Consider the following 16,267-nt stretch of genomic DNA (forward strand, 5'->3'; position numbering starts at 1 on the left):
GTTCCTAGAGCCCGAACAGCCCCGGATCCGCGGCCAGTTCCTTGAACCGCTCCCGCGGATCGGTCACCAGCTTGCGTGCTCGTAGGTCCATGAGGCCGCCGACGCCCTCCACTTCGGCGGCCACGGTGCCGTCCGGCTTGCGGATGATCTGGTGGATGCGGAAGGTCTTGCCCTCGCCCCACTCGAACGCGCAGGTCACCTCGACCTCGTCCCCGGCGAGCAGTTCGCGCTGGAAGCGGATGGTCGTCTCCAGGGCGACCGGTCCCACGCCGCGGGCGACCAGATCGGCCTGCCGGATGCCGGCCGCGCTGAGCAGCGACCAGCGGGCGTGCTCGGCGTAGTTCAGGTACACGGCCTGGTTGAGATGGCCCTGGGTGTCGGTCTCGTACCCGCGGACCGTCACGGGTACGGAAAACGGCTCACTCACCGCTGCTGCCTCTCCTCTTGTGCGTACGGATCTTGTACGTACGGACTTGTGGACGTACTGGCTCGTGGACGTACTGACCGGTCGATCCTGGCACGGCGGGGGAGCGTCACACCTTCCGTGGGGAGGCCAGCAGGTAACGGGCCCGGGTGCGTGGCTCGGTGTGCTCGCCGACCTGCCACCCCGCCCGCTCCAGGGTCTGCGCGCAAGCCCGCCGCGCGGTGTCGTCCGGCTCGTGCACGGCGACGGCCTCCGGCTGCGGGGTCGCGCGCACCCGGTACCCGTCGTCGCCCTCCGGGCCCGCCGGACGGTGCCCGGCCGCCTCCAGCGCGAGGGCGGCGGCCCGCACCAGGTGGGTCCGCTCCCACGCGCAGGGCAGCTCCGTACCGCCGTCGGGGCGCGTCATCCGGCGTAATTCGAGCAGTCCCTGCCAGGCGCCGCGCACCTCGCGCAGCCGGGCGGGTCCCGTACGCTCCGGCACGTCCTCCTCCCCGCCCACCCGGGCGGCGAACACGCCCCCGTCGGACTCGGCGGCCGGAGCGGGCTCCGGTCTTCCCGGTGGGTCCGGCTCGGCGACCGCGTCCCGTATCCGGTGCCCGGCCGGAGTCAGGAAGTGGTCGTGCGGCGGGCGCGGGTGCCGGAAGGCGAGCCCCCGCTTCACCAGCGCCGCCAGCTGCGTCTCCGACCCCCTGAGACGCCCGGTGGCGGGATCGGCGGCGTCGATGACCCGCCGCTGCGCGGCGGTGGGCGACAGTGCCATGGCGTCCTCCCTTCCCCTCACCGGTGACGCCTTCGGTGACGCTTCGAACACTACGACGGGGGTCTGACATTCCACGCGGCGATCACCGGCCGCGCGTGCTCCGTGCCCAGTCGGCACAGGGTCCCGGTGCCCAGCTGGAACAGCGCCCCGTGCGAGGGCGGCAGCCCCAGGTGCCGTGCGGTCAGCACCCGCAGGAAGTGCCCGTGCGCGACCACCACCACGCACCCCTCGGTGTTCGCGAACGCCGCCTCCACCCGGGCCAGCACCCGGTCCGCCCGCTCCCCGACCTGCTCCGGGGACTCCCCGGGATGCTCCGGCGGCCCGGGCACGACCCCGTCGCTGAACAGGAACCAGTCCGGACGGGACCGGTGGATCTCGACCGTCGTGATCCCCTCGTACCCGCCGTAGTCCCACTCGTGCAGATCCGGGTCGACCCGCACCTCGTGCAGTCCGATCAGCTCCGCCGTCTCCCGGGCCCGCTGGAAGGGGCTGACGAAGGCGGCCCCGATCCGGTGCGAGCGGATCAGCGGCACCAGACTCCGCGCCTGCTCCCGCCCGTGCTCGGTCAGCGGCACGTCCGTCAGCCCGGTGTGCCGGCCCGACCGCGACCACTCGGTCTCGCCGTGCCGGACCAGAAAAAGATCACCCATGTCTCCAGGCTACGGTCCCGGGCAGGCCGCGGCCTCGCGGACCTCGGCCGCGGCCGGCAGCTCGATCCGCACCGTGAGCCCGCCCCGGAGGTTCGCCGCCGCCGTGGCCCTGCCGTGGTGGGCCGAGGCGATCGACTGGACGATGGCCAGGCCGAGACCGTGGCCCGAGCGGTCGCTTCCGACCCGGGGCCGGGCCCGGTAGAAGGGTTCGAAGAGCCGGTCCAGCACGGCCTCGTCGACCGGCGGGCCGGTGTTCTCGACCTCCAGCACCACCCCCCGCGCCGCCCCTTCCCGGAAGACGCAGACCTGGACGCTGCCGTTCTCGGGCACGTTGTGGGCGAGCGCGTTGTCGAGGAGGTTGAGGACGAGCTGCCGCAGCAGGGTGGCGTTGCCGGTGACCTCGTGAAGCTCACGGCCGTCACCGGTGTCCACGTCCAGGCGGACACCGAGGGCCGCCGCCCGCCCGGCGCGCTCGGCCGACGCCAGCTCCACCAGCCCGGCGAGGTCCACCGGGTCCGGGTCGAAGGGGCCGAGGCCCGCCCCGGCCAGGTCGAGCAGGGCGCGTACGACGCTGATGTTGCGCTCGTTGGTCTCCCGCAGCAGCGGCACCAGCTCGGCGAACTCCGCGGGGGTGGGTTCGTCCCCGACGACCTGGAGGGCGGCCCGGGTGGTGGCCAGCGGGGTGAGCAGCTCGTGCGAGGCGTTCGCGGCGAACCGCTGGTGCGCGGTGAACGACTCCTCCAGCCGGGCCAGCATCGTGTCGAAGGTGTCGGCGAGCCGCTTCAGCTCGTCCTCCGGCCCCCGTGCGTCGATCCGGTCCTTCAGATTGCCGTCCGCCGCCTTGGCCGCGGCCTCGCCGATGGTGTGCAGCGGCGTGAGCAGCCGCCTGGTGAGCAGCCATCCGGCGCCGAGTCCCAGGGCCGTCACCAGCACCACGCCGCCGACGGACACCAGCAGGACCGTGTTCCAGACGTCCTCCTTGCTGGAGATGTCGCCGAGGTTCATGGTCTTGGAGCCCTGCTGGATGTCGGGGCTCGCCCCGCCCGTGGGCAGCGCGTCGACGGTCCCGCGCGGGGGCCGGGTGTCCGCGGAGCCGGCGGGGACGACCACGGTCTTGCTGAGGTCGTACGTCGGCAGGAAGCGCATCCCGACGTAGGTGATCGCGACCATCAGCGTGGCGCACACGCCGAGCACCGCCCCGAAGCCGAGGTAGAGACGGGCGTGGATGCCCAGGGCCCGGGGGCGACGGGGACGGCGGACGCGGTTCACTCGGTCCCCAGGTAGTAGCCGGCGCTGATCGCGGTCCGCACCAGCTGCGGGTCGCCCAGCTTCCGGCGCAGGGTGTGCACGACCAGGCGCACCGCGTTGGTGGAGGAGTCGGTGTACGCGTTCCACGCCTTGTCCAGGAAGTACTCGGCACTCAGCACCCCGCCGTCGGCCCGCATCAACAGCTCCAGGACGGTGAGTTCCTTCGGGGTGAGGCGGATCTCGGCGCCCGCGCGGGTCACCCTGCGGCGGTCGGTGTCCAGGCGCACGTCGGCGAAGGTGAGGACGGGGGCGTGGGCCGTGGGGCTGCGCCGGTACAGGGCACGCAGCCGGGCGACCAGCTCGGGGAAGTCGAAGGGTTTGGCGAGATAGTCGTCGGCGCCCAGGCCCAGACCCTCGACCTTGTCCCCGAGCCGCCCGGCGGCGGTCAGCATCAGGATGCGGCACCCCAGGTCCATGGCCACGATCCGGCGGCACACCTCGTCGCCGTGCACGCCGGGCAGGTCACGGTCGAGGACCACCGCGTCGTAGTCGTAGACGGTGACCCGCTCCAGGGCCGTGGTCCCGTCGTGCACCACGTCGACCGCCACGGCCTCCCGGCGCAGTCCCATCTCCAGGACCCGCGCCATGTACTCCTCGTCCTCGACCACCAGCACCCGCACCCTCGACAACCTTCGCTTCCCACGACTCTCACCCAGTACCGGATCGATTCTCTCAAGCCGCGCATTTGATCCGTGTATGAGCGGCCCGGTACCCGCCGGATCCGGCAAACACCCCTCAAAGCCCCCCGCTCCTAGCGTGGATCTCATGAATCTGTTCAAACGAGCCTGGTGGCGGCTGCGCGGCCATCCGGGCAAGACGGTCATGCTCGTCGGCCTGTTCTCCGTCATCTGCACCCTGGTCCTGTCCGGGTTCCTGATCCGGTCCGCCGCGGCCCGCGCCGCCGACTCGGCCAAGAGCAGCGTGGGCGCGGTGGCCACGATGCAGCTGGACGTCGATGCACTGATCAACTCGGGCGGCGCGTCGCAGGGCGGCGGCGCCCAGCCGGGCACCATCGGGCCCGGTGGTGACCTGCGCAGCAAGCTGGTCGACAAGGTCTGCGGGTCGCCGGTCGTGGCGGCGTGCAACTACACCGTGGACAGCGGCGCTGCCCCCACGGACCAGGTCGCGCTGCACCGGCAGGGTGAGCCGCCGGCCGGGCAGGACACGATGGGCACCGACCTCTTCAGGGCGGCCGGTGTCCGTGACCTCGACTCGGTCAAGGAGTTCCGCAACGGCGACTCGAAGATCGTCTCCGGTTCCGGACTCGAACGGGACAGCGAGAGCGACGCGATCGTCGTCGAGGAACGGGTGGCCGAGGACAACGGTCTCAAGGTCGGCGACCGGATCAAGCTCAGGGTCGGCGAGATCGACCCCGAGAAGGGCGGCATGAGCACCAAGGAGGTCGAGTTCACGGTCGCCGGTGTCTTCAGGAACAACACCGCCGACACCGGCTCCTACGTACCGGCGGTAGCCGACCCGGCGAACCAGGTCTACGTCACCCCGGAGGGCGCGACCCGGCTGCAGGGCAAGGAACCGACCGCCGACGGAGCCGCCCTCAGGGACGCCACCTTCACCCTGCGCGACCCGGACGACCTGGGCCGGCTGAAGAAGGACGCGGAAGCGGCCGGCATCGACATCGAGATCTTCCCGCTGAGCGTCAACGACAAGGCGTACAAGACGATGGTCGGCCCCATCAACAAGACCGCCGACTTCGCCTCGGTCACCGTATGGCTCGTCGCGGTCGCGGGCACCGTCATCCTCGCGCTGATCATCGCCTCGAACATGCGGGAGCGGCGCAAGGAGATGGGCATCCTGCTCTCCCTCGGCGAGAAGAAGCCCAAGCTGCTCGGCCAGCACCTGGTGGAGGTCGTCGGCTGCGCGGTCCTGGCCGTCGGCTTCGCGGCCGCCGGCAGCCAGTTCGTCGCCCAGGCCATCGGCGACCGCCTGCTCTCCGACCAGGTCTCGTCGGCCAAGGACGCCGCGGCGGACGAGGGCCCGCAACGTGACCCGTCCGACCCCACGGGACTCAGCAACGAGGACACGGGCGAGGCCGAGCCCGTCGACTCGATGGACATCGAACTGGGCGCGGACGACATCGGCGCCGTCGGCGCCACCGGCCTCGGCATCGCCGCCCTGGCCACGATCGTTCCCGGCACCCGGATCCTGCGCCTGAACCCGCGCGACATCCTCACGAAGGGCGACTGAGACATGGCCACCACCGAGGCGACCACCCCGGTCCTGCGGCTGTCCGGAGTGAGCCGCGTCCACCAGTCCGGCAACAGCCGCCGCACCGTCCTCAAGGACGTCGACCACTCCTTCGAGGAGGGCAGGATGTACTCCGTCATCGGCCCCTCCGGCAGCGGCAAGACCACCCTCCTGTCGATCGCCGCCGGCCTCGACTCACCGACCGCGGGCAGTGTCAGCTTCCGCGGCCGGGACGTCTCGGAGATCGGCCTCGGCCGGTACCGCAACCGCCACGCGGCCACGGTCTTCCAGTCGTTGAACCTGCTCACCTACATGACGGCCGTCCAGAACATCACCTCCGCGATGGAGATCACCGGGGTGAGGGGCGTCCGGAAGAGGCAGCGCGCCGTCGAACTCCTGGGCCTGCTCGGGGTGGAGGCGGCCGACCGGAACCGCAGGACGCTGGAGCTGTCCGGCGGTCAGCAGCAGCGGGTGGCCATCGCCCGGGCGCTCGCCTGCGAGGTCGACATCCTCTTCGCCGACGAGCCCACCGGCAGCCTCGACCAGGACACCGCCGACGGGATCATCGAGGTGTTCCGGAAGCTGGCGCACGACGAGGGCAAGTGCGTGATCCTGGTGACCCACTCGCGGGCGGTCGCGGACGCGTCGGACGAGGTGATCCGCCTCAAGCGCGGCAAGCTGACGAGGATCTGAGCGGCCGCTACTGCCGGTACCCGCCCAGGAACCGGCCGATCCGCCCGATGGCCGCCTCCAGGTCGTCCGCGTGGGGCAGCGTGAGGATGCGGAAGTGGTCGGGGCTCGGCCAGTTGAAGCCGGTGCCCTGGACCACCTGGATCTTCTCGCGCAGCAGCAGGTCCAGGACGAACCTCTCGTCGTCGTGGATGCCGTGAACCTTCGGATCGATGCGCGGGAACGCGTACAGCGCGCCCTTGGGCTTCACACAGGAGACGCCCGGGATCTCGTTCAGCTTCTCCCAGGCCACGTCACGCTGTTCGCGCAGCCTTCCGCCCGGGGCCGTCAGCTCGCGGATCGACTGGCGGCCGCCGAGCGCGGCCTGGATGGCGTACTGCGCGGGCGCGTTGGCGCACAGGCGCATGGAGGCCAGCATCGTCAGGCCCTCCAGGTAGTCCTTGGCGTGCTGCCTGGGGCCCGTGACGACCAGCCAGCCGGAGCGGAAGCCCGCCACCCGGTACGTCTTGGAGAGCCCGCAGAAGGTGAGGACCACCAGGTCGGGGGCGAGGGCGGCGGCCGAGTGGTGCACGGCGTCGTCGTAGAGGATCTGGTCGTAGATCTCGTCGGCGAAGACCATCAGGCCGTGCCGCCGGGCGAGGTCGAGGATGCCCTCGACGATCTCCTTGGGATAGACCGCGCCGGTGGGGTTGTTGGGGTTGATGATGACGACCGCCTTGGTGCGGTCGGTGATCTTCGACTCCATGTCGGCCAGGTCCGGGTACCACTCGGCCTGCTCGTCGCAGAGGTAGTGCACCGCCTTGCCGCCCGCCAGGGTGGTCACCGCCGTCCAGAGGGGGAAGTCGGGGGCGGGGATCAGGACTTCGTCGCCGTCCTCCAGCAGCGCCTGTACGGCCATGGAGACCAGCTCCGAGACGCCGTTGCCGAGGAAGACGTCGTCCACGTCCACCTCCAGGCCGAGCGTCTGGTAGCGCTGGGCCACGGCGCGGCGGGCGGAGAGGACGCCGCGCGAGTCCGTGTATCCGTGCGCCCGCGGCAGCATGCGGATCATGTCCTGGAGGATCTCCTCCGGCGCCTCGAAGCCGAAGAGGGCCGGGTTGCCGGTGTTGAGCCGCAGCACGCTGTGCCCCGCCTCCTCCAGCGCGTCGGCGTGCTCGATGACCGGGCCGCGGATCTCGTAGCAGACCTCGCTGAGCTTGTTCGACTGCCGGAACTCCATGCGCCGCTTCCCCTCCGGTATCTGGTGTTGCTTGGTTTTACCAAGTAGGAGCTTGGAAAGTCCAACAACTTGTCTACACTGCGTCGCATGTCACCTCGCCGAAGCTACGACCAGTACTGTTCCGCCGCCCGCGCGCTCGACGCCGTCGGCGACCGCTGGACCCTGCTGATCGTCCGGGAGCTGCTCGCCGGGCCGCGGCGCTACACCGACCTGCACGCCGACCTGCCCGGCGTCAGCACCGACGTACTCGCCTCACGGCTGAAGGACATGGAGCGCGAGGGGCTGACGACCCGGCGCAGGCTGCCGCCGCCCGGAGCGGCGTACGTCTACGAACTCACCGCGCGGGGGCGCGAGTTGCTGCCGGTCCTTGAGGCCCTCGGCGCGTGGGGCGCGGGCGAGCTGGGGGAGCGGCGGCCCACGGACGCCCTGCGGGCGCACTGGTTCGCCCTGCCCCTGCTGCGCGCCCTCAGGGCGGCCGGGGCGGCGGAGGGGCTGGTCGAGGTCCGGCTGGAGGAGGGCGACTTCCACCTGCACGCCGGTGCGCGGGGCGACGACGGCCCCGTGTACGGCGACGGGCCGGCGCCCGGCGAACCCGACGCCCGGCTGGTGCTGGACGCCGGGACGTGCGCGGCGCTGAGCCGCGGTGAGACCGGGCTGCGGGAGGCGGTGCGGGAGGGCCTGGTCGAGGTCACCGGCGACGGCACGGCGGCCAAGGCGCTGCGCGAGGGGTGAGACGCCAGGAGACCCACCCCGTGTGTGGGGCGGGCCTCCTGAGTACATGTCAGGCCGTCGGCGGCACCCGGGACGGCCGGCCCGAGCCGCGGGTCAGCGCGTAGCCGCCGATGCCCGCGAGCGCGGCCAGTACGGCGCCGACGCCGGTCCACACCCAGCGGTCCGACCACCAGCCCGACGACCAGCCGTCCTCCGGCTCGATCGCGGAGAGCACGGCGCCGCGCTCCTCGCCGTCCTCCCCGTCCCCGTCGTCCTTGCCGGACGACACCGCGACGCCCGGCACCAGGGGCTCGGCGAGCGAGCCGTCGACCGCCGCGGCCCCGCCCATGTCCTTCGAGTCCACCCGCACCTCGGTGCCGACCGGGACGCCGAGGTCGGACGTCGGCAGGTTCACCGCCGTCAGCCGGACGTAGTACGTGCCCGGCAGCGGGTCGTTGGCCCACGGCTCCGACCAGGCGCGCACCGTGCGCAGCACGCAGGCCAGCCGCAGGTCGGAGGCGTCCGCGGCGGCGGTGCGGTTCTCGGCGCCCCACTGGCAGGCCTGGCGGCGGCGCAGACCGTCGTACACGTCGATCCGCCAGGTCTGCGCCTCGTGCGTCTCGGGCAGCTTCACCGTGGCCCGTACGGTGGGCCGTTGGCCGGCGTCGGCGGGGAACGACCAGTACAGGTAGTCGCCCGCGGAGCCGTTCGCCGTGGCCCGCTGGCCTTGCTCGATCTCGGCCGCCGTACGGAACGACGTACCCGCCTCGGTTGGCGCGCCACCGTCGTCCGCCGGGCTCGCGGAGGGCGAGGGGCCGGCCGCCGCGGGGGCCGCGGCGAGTCCCAGCAGCAGCACCGCCGCACTCAACGCTCGCGTGAAACGCATCAGTTGGTCCTCCAGACCGCGAACCGCCAGCGCGACAGCCAGCCCCACAGCAGACCGGCGAGGAAGCCGACGAGCACCAGCACGCCGAGCAGCCACCAGCCCCGGCCGAGACCGAAGGAGGCCACGTCGTCGGCGTCACTCGGGGCGTCCACGACGTCGACGGTCAGCTCCAGCGGCAGACCGGGCGTGGTCTTCACGCCGGAGGCGACGGAGAAGGAGTGGGTGACCTGGAGGCACACGGCCTCGGCCGCCGCGTCGGCCGAGTCGTCGTCGGAGTCGCTCTCCGCCTTCGGGTACCGCAGCCCCGTCGAGAGCACGTCGGTGCGGCCGTCGCCCGCCGCCTCGCCGCGCACGATCTCGCGCCCGTGCGCGGTCACCGCCCGCAGCAGCACGCCGTGGGACGGGTTCACGGCCCGGTCGGCACCCACGCTCACCGAGGCGCGCAACTCCTCGCCGGGCGCCACGTCGACCCGGTACCAGCGCTGCCCGCCGAACTCCGCGCGGTCGGTGTACAGACCCGACTTCAGCGTCGGCGCCTTCGCGCAGGAGTCCGCGCCCTCGGTGGCGACCGGCGTCACCACCGGGTCGGCCGCGCGGTCCACCAACTGGTTGACCTTCTCGGTCAGTTCGTCGGTGTGCTCGACCGACGTGTACGTGCCGCCGGTCGCCTCGGCGATGCAGCTGAGCTGCTGCCGCATCTTCGCGTTGGGGACCAGGCCCAGCGTGTCGATGGTCAGCCCGATGCCCTTGGCGGCGATCTCGCGGGCCACCTCGCAGGGGTCGAGCGGGGCGCAGGTGTCCTCGCCGTCGCTGATCAGCACGATCCGCTTGGACCCGGCGCCGCCGTCGAGGTCGTCGGCCGCCTCGAGCAGCGCGGGGCCGATCGGCGTCCAGCCGGTGGGCGCCAGCGTGGCCACCGCCGTCTTCGCCTCGGTGCGGTCCAGCGGGCCCACCGGGTAGAGCTGCGCGGTGTCCTTGCAGCCCGTCCTGCGGTCGTCGCCCGGGTAATCGGCGCCGAGCGTGCGGATGCCGAGCTGCACCTCTTCGGGCGTCGCGTCCAGCACCTCGTTGAACGCCCGCTTCGCCGCGGCCATCCGGGTGCCGCCGTCGATGTCCCGCGTCCGCATCGACCCGCTGACGTCGAGCACGAGGTCGACCTTCGGCGCGTCCTCACCCGTGGGTTCACCGGCCACCGCTCCGGCCGGGAACGCCAACCCGGCCGTCAGCGCGGCGAGCAGGGCACAGGTGCCCGCCGCCAGCCGTGTTCTTGTGATCATCGGCGGATCTTATTGATCACTGATGCCGGGCTCCAAAACGAGACCGCCACGACGCCCCGACTTCACCCCGCGTGCAGCGGATTGGGCAGCTCCGTCCACAGATCCCCGCTGGTCCCCGGCGAAGTACGCATCAAAGTCAGCGACTTCACCGGCAGCGGTTCGTCGCTCAGGGCCAGGACGTCGGGGGTACGCGGCAGTTCGCGTACCGCCTCCTCCAGCGCCTTGCCCAGCACCGCACCGGAACCCGCCGTCGCCGCCAGCGCGCCGCCCACCAGTGAACCGAACAACTTGCGCCGCAGCGCCACCGGATCGTCGGTGAGCATCCGCGCGGGCAGCGGCGGGACGGCGATGGCGTGCCGGGCCAGGCGGGCCGGGCTGACGCGGATGTCGGCCAGGTCGCGGTAGACCAGGCGCAGCGGTTCGCCGGTCGGGGAGAGCAGCACGAGCAGGTTCTGCCCGTGCGCCTCCAGGGCCACGCCCAGCTCCAGCAGGCGCAGCCCCACGCCGAGCGCGAGCCGTGCGAACGCCGCCTGCCACCCGGGCGACCCGGACAGCCCGGTGCCCGCCAGCGCGGCCACCGGCACCACGTGCTCGCCGGGACCTGCGTACTCCCGCGGCGACTCGCGCAGTACGGCGGCCAGGTCGGGGGAGCCGGCGGCCACCGCGCCCAGGGTGCCGGTGACGTGCAGCAGCCCGTCCAGGCGCGCCGCCAGCTCCTGCCCGAAGTGGGACACGTCCGCCGACGCGCCGACCGAGGCGACCGAGATGTCCCGCACCGAGGACGTCAGGCGGGCGCTGAGCGCGGTCTTGACGTGCGGTCCGCCGGGCACGGCCAGTGTCCGCAGGGACATCAGCGGGTGCGCGGCGATCCCCTCCTCGCAGGGCCGCTTGAGCACGTGCGCCGCCTGCCACGGATGCACCGGCACCAGCACCGCCGGCCCGTCCCGCAGCTCCCGCGGCCACGACCCCGTCACCAGGCACTCGGCCGCCGGGACCGGCACCAGGCCCAGCTCCACCACCGGCCCGTGCTCGGGCCCGTACGCGAGCTGCTCCGCCACCGAGAAGCCCGGCCGCGAACGGCAGCCGGGGTGGTAGGGATGCCCGTCGACCACGCGCCGCTCCCAGCCCCAGTCGGTCTCCGGCCACTCGTCCGGGTGATTGTCCGGGTGATTGTCCGGCGCCGCCCCGCCCACCGCCCGCGGCTGCCCGGCGCGCGACAGCGCCAACGAACCGACACTGTGCCCGAGTTCGGCGGCGAACCCGGCGGAGTGCGCTACGGCGAGGTCGGTCATCAGCCGCTCCGGATCGTCGTACGCGACCTCGTCGAGGTGGACGACCGGGGCGTACGCGTCCGTGCGGTACGGGTCGGCCGCAGGGCCGGTCAGCCGCCGGCCGTCCCCGAGGCGCAGCACCAGTCCGTCCCCGGCGGGCTCCCGGCCCGCGATCCAGGGCAGCGGCTCATGGGCGAACGCACGCCACAGCCGGGACAGCACGGCCGCGCGGGCGCCCGGCCGCTCGGCGGCGAACCGGTCGGCCAGAGCGGGGCGGACGGCCGCCAGCTCGTCGGCGACCTCGGCCTCTGTGCTGCTGGGACGGTGCACGGGCGGGCTCCTCGGGTACGGGTACGACGGCAGGCGGAGGGACGACTACGGACCGGACGTCTACAGACATACTGATCGTCTCCGTCCTCTCCGCCATGGACAGACCGTAGGGAACGAGTGGAACGCGTGGATCTCCTGCCCCCGCCCATCGGCGCCGACGCCGCCCGGGACGCCGCCTCCCCGGGCGGCATCGCCGAACGCGCCGACGCCTGCGCGGCCGTACCGCTGCTGAACTGCCTGCTGCGCGAGGTGGCCTTGCCGCTGCCCGACGCCGGCGCGCGCCCGGTGTACCGGCTGCCCGGCGGCAGACTGCTGCGGGTGCGCGCCGGCCGGCGCCCCGCCGAACCGGAACTCCGCGCGGCGGGCGGCTGGCACCGTGTCGGCCACGCCGAGCTGGTGAAACTCGTCGCGGAGGAGCTGCGCCGGCACACCGGCCTGGCCAACCACGAACTGCCCACCGAGATGACCGACAGCCGGGACGCGGTGGCCGCGCTGCTGACGGCACGCGCGCGTGCCACCCCGCCGGAGGACCCCTACCTCCGCTCCGAGCAGTCCCTCCTCACCGGCCACACCCACCACCCCGCCCCCAAGGCGCGCGGCGGTGGCCCGCACACCGGCTGGCTGCCGTACGCGCCCGAGGCGCACGCCCGCTTTCCGCTGGTGCTGCTCGGCGTGCGCGAGGACACGGTCGTCGACGAGGGCGACACCGCCGCCCTGGACGCCCTCGGCCAGGCCCCGCCCGGCTACCGGCTGCTGCCGGCCCACCCCTGGCAGCTGGACCTGGCGGCGACCGCACTCGCCCCCGCCTTCGCCGACGGACGGCTCGTCCGGCTGGGCACCACCGGCTTCTTCACCTGGCCGACGGCGGCGATCCGCACGGTGTACGCGCCCGAGTACCTGCCGGGGCGCGACCTCTTCCTGAAGTTCAGCCTCGACGTGCGCATCACCAACGACATCCGGCGCCTGTGGCGGCACGACCTGCTCCGGCTGCGCCGCACCGACACGGCGGTCACCGAGGCGTTCGCCGCCGCCGGGCCCCCGGCCGCCTGGCTCGGCGACCGCGGCCACCGCACCGCGGACTTCGCCTTCGAGGAACTGGCCGTCGTCGTCCGCGACGGACTGCGCGACCGCGTCCTGCCCGGCGCGACCCCGCTGCTCGCCGCCGCGCTCGTGGAGGGCTTCCCCGGCAGCCCACTGGCCCGCGCCACCGACCCGGCGGCCTGGTGGCGGGCGTACCTCGACGCCGTCGTCCCGCCCGTCCTGACCGCCTTCGCCGACGACGGCGTCGTCCTGGAGGCGCACCTCCAGAACACCCTGGTCGCCGTGGACGCCGACGGCACACCGGTCCAGGCCCTGTTCCGGGACGCGGAGGGCGTCAAGCTGCTGCCGGACACCTCCCGCGCGGACGGCTGGGAACGCCTGGTGTACTGCCTGGTCGTCAACCACCTCTGGGAGATCGCCGCCGCCCTGGCCGAACACCACCCCGGCCTCGACCCCTGGCCCGCGGTCCGCCACGCCCTCTCCCGCCACACGCTCCCCGAAATCCCCGCCCTGCTCACCGCCCCCACCCTTCCCGCCAAGACCAACCTCCTCCTGCGCTGGACGGGCGCCGACGGCGCGGACGCCCGCTACCTGCCGCTGCCCAACCCCCTGCGGGAGGCGTGAGAGGACCGGGGCTATCGCGATAATCCGTGCGATCGCGGGCCCCGGAGGTGCACACTCGCTGCATGGCGGACATCGAGGCGTTCCGGGACGAGGCCGCCCGCTGGGCGGCCGGCGGGACCGGCGACACGGCGGGCGAGCTGGCCGAGGCGCTCGGGCTGCGGACGGCGGTGCTCCTTGAGGGCCCCAGCGACCTCGCGGCCGTCGAGGCGCTGGCCGTGCGGCACGGCCGGGACCTGGTCGCCGAAGGGGTGGCCGTGGTGGCGATGGGCGGCGCGATGAGCGTCGGCCGCTACGCCGGTCTGCTCGGCCCGCCCGGTCTCGGCCTGGGTCTGAAGGGCCTGTGCGACGTGGGCGAGGTGCGGTTCTACGAACGGGGCTGGCAGCGGGCCGGGGCACCGCGGGACTTCTTCGTCTGCGAGGCGGACCTGGAGGACGAACTGCTCCGAGCGCTCGGCCCGGACCGCGCCGAGGAGATCATCCGGGCCGAGGGCGAGCTGCGCCCCTGGCAGACCTTCCTCGGCCAGCCCGCGCAGCACGGCCGCTCCCGGCACCAGCAGCTGCGGCGCTTCCTCTCCACGAAGAAGGGCCGCAAGATCCGCTACGGCCGCCTCCTGGTCGAGGCCCTCGACCCCGCCCGGACACCCGCTCCGCTCCGCGGACTCTTCACGGGCCTGTGACCGGGCGGGCGCCGCGTCAGAACTGGGTCAGCCGACCGATGTCCACCGGGTCGATCCCGGTGAGCTGTGCGATGCGGGGCGCGGGGATCCCGGCCGCGTGAGCCCGGTGCACCAGCGTCTCCCAGTCCTGGGTGACCTCGCGGAAGCCGAGGAGCTCCCTCTCCAGGTCGGTGATGGACGCCGGGGTGCACTCCTGCTCCACCCGTACGGCCTCGTCCGTGGTCAGCGGCACGGGCAGGCGCTCGGCGTCCTCCGGGATGAGGACGTCCTTGGCCGCCGGAAGAATCCTGACCTGCTCGGACCCCGGCGCCGTACCGTGCGCGGAGAGCCAGCCGCGCACGGCCGGCGTCTCCAGACACTCCAACGGACCGACCGCCGCCAGCGGCGCCGCGAGCCGCGGATGACGCTCCGGCAGCAGAAACAGATACGCGTCATCGGCCATCGCTCAACTTCGCCTTTCCCGACACGGGTGTGAGGGACTGATATTAGTGCCGTCGGGGGGACCGGGGCGCCCTGTGCCTTCCCCGGACGGGTGCACCCCGTTCACCCGAAGATGGACCGATGGTGTGATGGCAGGCGCGTCGTACAACCACACCGTCCTCAACGAAGTCGTACTCCTCACAACCATCACCGGCCTCGGGGGGAGCCTGCCATTCCAGTGCAGTCCTCGGGTGTCGCGGCATCGGGGAGCAGATCCGCATGACGTACCGCTTCAATCCTCCGCCCGGCTGGCCGACTCCCGCTCCGGGCTGGGTGCCCCCGCCGGGATGGCAGCCGGATCCGTCCTGGCCTGTGCCTCCTGCGGGGTGGCAATTGTGGCTGCCGGAGCAGTCGGCCGGGCCGTCCGTAGCCCCGTCACCCGACCACGGTGCGGCAAGCGCCGGCTCCACGGGCCTCTTCGGCCGGCGGCGCAAGCAGGCCGAGGCGGAGGCCGAGCGTCTCGCCGGTGAACTGGCCCTCTGCGAAGAGCGGACGCGTGGGCTGCTGGCGCAGGTGGACCAGCTGACGGAGCAGCTTGCCGGAGTGATCGGCGCCGACAGCGCGACGATCGCCGCGGAGCAGGAGCGGCTGCGTCGGGCACACGCCGAGAAGCTGGAGGAACTGCAGCGGATCGACGGCTTGCTGGACGCGAAGGCGGAGCACGCGGCGGAACGGGCCGCGCGGTCCCTGGTCGACGTCCGCAGCCAGGCACAAGCGCTGGCGCAGCAGGCGGAACAGGCCCGACGGCAGGTGGCCGCAGCTCAAGCCGACCTGGTGGTCATCGACGAAGTGCGGATGCTGCAGGAGGCCGGTATCTACGAATACCGGCACCCCCTGGCCGACGCGGTGGCGTACGCCGGGCGGCTGGAGGAGCTGAAGTCCCGGTACAAGCAGCTGGCACGGGACGACCGTGCGGTCCTGGCCGCGCAGGACTGGACCGTCAACGGTTCCCTCGCACAAGGCCGCAAGATGGTGCGGGACTTCTCCAAGCTGATGCTGCGGGCCTACAACGCCGAGGCCGACAACGCGGTACGCGGTATGAAGCCGCACCGCCTGTCCTCGCTCATCGACCGGCTCGGCAAGACACGCGAGTCGATCGCGCGGCTCGGCGCCACGATGCACATCCGCATCAGCGACGAGTACCACCGCCTGCGGGTACAGGAACTCGAGCTGACCGCCGACCACCTGGCTCGCAAGGAGGCCGAGAAGGAGGAGCAGCGGGAGCTGCGGGCGCGCCAGCGGGAGGAGGAGCGGTTGCAGCGGGAGATCGAACGCGAGCGACAGCGCCTGGAGAAGGAGCGCAGCCACTACGAGAGCGCGCTGCGACGGCTGCGCGCCGGGACCGGCGACCCCGCGGGCATCGCCGAGCTGGAAGGCAAGCTCCAGCAGCTCGGTGACGACTTGCGGGCGGTGGAGGCGCGGGAGGCCAACATCCACGAACTCGGCGACGCCTCCGTGCCGTTCCGCTTCGACGTCCATGCACTGATCTTCAGTGAAGACGCGGTGGGTCTGGAGCGGCGACTGCACCTGCAGCGCCTGGCCGGTCAACACCTCCTGGAGTTCACCGACACCGCGGAGGCACCCGAATGGCGTGCCGGCCGGACGCCCGCGCCCAGCTGAACAAGCCTCAAACCGACTTCCCGCCGGTTGTGGTGACAACCTGCTGCAGAGTGCACCTAATGGGCTCTAGAGTTGCCGCGTTGAATATGTGGGG

At 72.8% G+C, this 16,267-nt stretch carries 16 protein-coding genes; 6 read left to right on the forward strand and 10 right to left on the reverse strand.

What is annotated here, in order from left to right:
- Positions 1–4: 4 nt before the first annotated feature.
- The 5 genes from ACFC1X_RS01065 to ACFC1X_RS01085 all read right to left on the reverse strand — a co-directional run bounded on the left by ACFC1X_RS01065 (position 5) and on the right by ACFC1X_RS01085 (position 3,762).
- Positions 5–427, reverse strand: a complete 423-nt coding sequence (locus ACFC1X_RS01065; RefSeq protein WP_376347604.1) for an acyl-CoA thioesterase — start codon at positions 425–427, stop codon at positions 5–7.
- A gap of 106 nt (positions 428–533) precedes the next feature.
- Positions 534–1,184 carry a hypothetical protein gene (locus ACFC1X_RS01070; RefSeq protein WP_376347606.1) on the reverse strand — a complete coding sequence of 217 codons (651 nt, stop codon included), beginning with the start codon at positions 1,182–1,184 and terminating at the stop codon, positions 534–536.
- Positions 1,185–1,234: 50 nt separating this feature from the next.
- Positions 1,235–1,834 carry a histidine phosphatase family protein gene (locus ACFC1X_RS01075; protein WP_376347608.1) on the reverse strand — a complete coding sequence of 200 codons (600 nt, stop codon included), beginning with the start codon at positions 1,832–1,834 and terminating at the stop codon, positions 1,235–1,237.
- Between the two features lie 9 nt (positions 1,835–1,843).
- Positions 1,844–3,103, reverse strand: coding sequence for an ATP-binding protein (locus ACFC1X_RS01080; protein WP_376347610.1), 1,260 nt, complete (start codon positions 3,101–3,103; stop codon positions 1,844–1,846).
- Positions 3,100–3,762 carry a response regulator transcription factor gene (locus ACFC1X_RS01085; RefSeq protein WP_376347612.1) on the reverse strand — a complete coding sequence of 221 codons (663 nt, stop codon included), beginning with the start codon at positions 3,760–3,762 and terminating at the stop codon, positions 3,100–3,102. The genes ACFC1X_RS01080 and ACFC1X_RS01085 overlap by 4 nt, the downstream gene beginning before the upstream one ends.
- A gap of 145 nt (positions 3,763–3,907) precedes the next feature.
- Between ACFC1X_RS01085 and ACFC1X_RS01090 the strand changes: the two genes are divergently transcribed.
- Together ACFC1X_RS01090 and ACFC1X_RS01095 are read left to right on the forward strand one after the other, a co-directional pair.
- A complete protein-coding gene (locus ACFC1X_RS01090) occupies positions 3,908–5,347 on the forward strand; it encodes an ABC transporter permease (protein ID WP_376347614.1) in 1,440 nt (479 codons plus the stop codon).
- A 3-nt stretch (positions 5,348–5,350) separates the two neighbouring features.
- Positions 5,351–6,040, forward strand: coding sequence for an ABC transporter ATP-binding protein (locus ACFC1X_RS01095; RefSeq protein WP_376347615.1), 690 nt, complete (start codon positions 5,351–5,353; stop codon positions 6,038–6,040).
- A 7-nt stretch (positions 6,041–6,047) separates the two neighbouring features.
- Here the strand turns inward: ACFC1X_RS01095 and ACFC1X_RS01100 are convergent, their stop codons facing one another.
- Positions 6,048–7,256, reverse strand: a complete 1,209-nt coding sequence (locus ACFC1X_RS01100; protein ID WP_376347617.1) for a pyridoxal phosphate-dependent aminotransferase — start codon at positions 7,254–7,256, stop codon at positions 6,048–6,050.
- Positions 7,257–7,343: 87 nt separating this feature from the next.
- Between ACFC1X_RS01100 and ACFC1X_RS01105 the strand changes: the two genes are divergently transcribed.
- A complete protein-coding gene (locus tag ACFC1X_RS01105; RefSeq protein WP_376347618.1) occupies positions 7,344–7,988 on the forward strand; it encodes a winged helix-turn-helix transcriptional regulator in 645 nt (214 codons plus the stop codon).
- A gap of 49 nt (positions 7,989–8,037) precedes the next feature.
- Here the strand turns inward: ACFC1X_RS01105 and ACFC1X_RS01110 are convergent, their stop codons facing one another.
- The 3 genes from ACFC1X_RS01110 to ACFC1X_RS01120 form a co-directional block, all read right to left on the reverse strand.
- A complete protein-coding gene (locus tag ACFC1X_RS01110; RefSeq protein ID WP_376347620.1) occupies positions 8,038–8,853 on the reverse strand; it encodes a hypothetical protein in 816 nt (271 codons plus the stop codon).
- The gene (locus ACFC1X_RS01115; protein WP_376347622.1) at positions 8,853–10,130 is read right to left on the reverse strand and encodes a VWA domain-containing protein; all 1,278 of its coding nucleotides are present in this window, start codon (positions 10,128–10,130) and stop codon (positions 8,853–8,855) included. Before ACFC1X_RS01115 ends, ACFC1X_RS01110 begins: the two co-directional genes overlap by 1 nt.
- A 62-nt stretch (positions 10,131–10,192) precedes the next feature.
- Positions 10,193–11,731 (reverse strand): IucA/IucC family protein, encoded by a 1,539-nt coding sequence (locus tag ACFC1X_RS01120; RefSeq protein WP_376347623.1) that lies wholly within the window; start codon positions 11,729–11,731, stop codon positions 10,193–10,195.
- A gap of 117 nt (positions 11,732–11,848) precedes the next feature.
- Between ACFC1X_RS01120 and ACFC1X_RS01125 the strand changes: the two genes are divergently transcribed.
- Both ACFC1X_RS01125 and ACFC1X_RS01130 read left to right on the forward strand, forming a co-directional pair.
- Positions 11,849–13,396, forward strand: coding sequence for an IucA/IucC family protein (locus tag ACFC1X_RS01125; RefSeq protein WP_376347625.1), 1,548 nt, complete (start codon positions 11,849–11,851; stop codon positions 13,394–13,396).
- Between the two features lie 62 nt (positions 13,397–13,458).
- Positions 13,459–14,073, forward strand: coding sequence for a TOPRIM nucleotidyl transferase/hydrolase domain-containing protein (locus ACFC1X_RS01130; RefSeq protein WP_376347627.1), 615 nt, complete (start codon positions 13,459–13,461; stop codon positions 14,071–14,073).
- A gap of 16 nt (positions 14,074–14,089) precedes the next feature.
- Here ACFC1X_RS01130 and ACFC1X_RS01135 read toward each other — a convergent pair whose 3' ends face one another.
- Positions 14,090–14,515, reverse strand: a complete 426-nt coding sequence (locus ACFC1X_RS01135) for a DUF6003 family protein (RefSeq protein ID WP_376347628.1) — start codon at positions 14,513–14,515, stop codon at positions 14,090–14,092.
- 371 nt (positions 14,516–14,886) lie between these two features.
- Between ACFC1X_RS01135 and ACFC1X_RS01140 the strand changes: the two genes are divergently transcribed.
- Positions 14,887–16,173 carry a DUF4041 domain-containing protein gene (locus ACFC1X_RS01140; RefSeq protein ID WP_376347629.1) on the forward strand — a complete coding sequence of 429 codons (1,287 nt, stop codon included), beginning with the start codon at positions 14,887–14,889 and terminating at the stop codon, positions 16,171–16,173.
- The last annotated feature ends 94 nt before the right edge of the window (positions 16,174–16,267 follow it).

The organism is Streptomyces sp. NPDC056128 (assembly GCF_042263835.1).
Classification (GTDB): domain Bacteria; phylum Actinomycetota; class Actinomycetes; order Streptomycetales; family Streptomycetaceae; genus Streptomyces.

Coding starts and splice junctions, on each gene's coding strand:
- ACFC1X_RS01135 (WP_376347628.1), bottom strand. CDS start 14,515: ATGGCCGATGACGCGTATCTGTTTCTGCTGCCGGAGCGTCATCCGCGG.
- ACFC1X_RS01070 (WP_376347606.1), bottom strand. CDS start 1,184: ATGGCACTGTCGCCCACCGCCGCGCAGCGGCGGGTCATCGACGCCGCC.
- ACFC1X_RS01130 (WP_376347627.1), top strand. CDS start 13,459: ATGGCGGACATCGAGGCGTTCCGGGACGAGGCCGCCCGCTGGGCGGCC.
- ACFC1X_RS01115 (WP_376347622.1), bottom strand. CDS start 10,130: ATGATCACAAGAACACGGCTGGCGGCGGGCACCTGTGCCCTGCTCGCC.
- ACFC1X_RS01095 (WP_376347615.1), top strand. CDS start 5,351: ATGGCCACCACCGAGGCGACCACCCCGGTCCTGCGGCTGTCCGGAGTG.
- ACFC1X_RS01100 (WP_376347617.1), bottom strand. CDS start 7,256: ATGGAGTTCCGGCAGTCGAACAAGCTCAGCGAGGTCTGCTACGAGATC.
- ACFC1X_RS01075 (WP_376347608.1), bottom strand. CDS start 1,834: ATGGGTGATCTTTTTCTGGTCCGGCACGGCGAGACCGAGTGGTCGCGG.
- ACFC1X_RS01105 (WP_376347618.1), top strand. CDS start 7,344: ATGTCACCTCGCCGAAGCTACGACCAGTACTGTTCCGCCGCCCGCGCG.
- ACFC1X_RS01110 (WP_376347620.1), bottom strand. CDS start 8,853: ATGCGTTTCACGCGAGCGTTGAGTGCGGCGGTGCTGCTGCTGGGACTC.
- ACFC1X_RS01090 (WP_376347614.1), top strand. CDS start 3,908: ATGAATCTGTTCAAACGAGCCTGGTGGCGGCTGCGCGGCCATCCGGGC.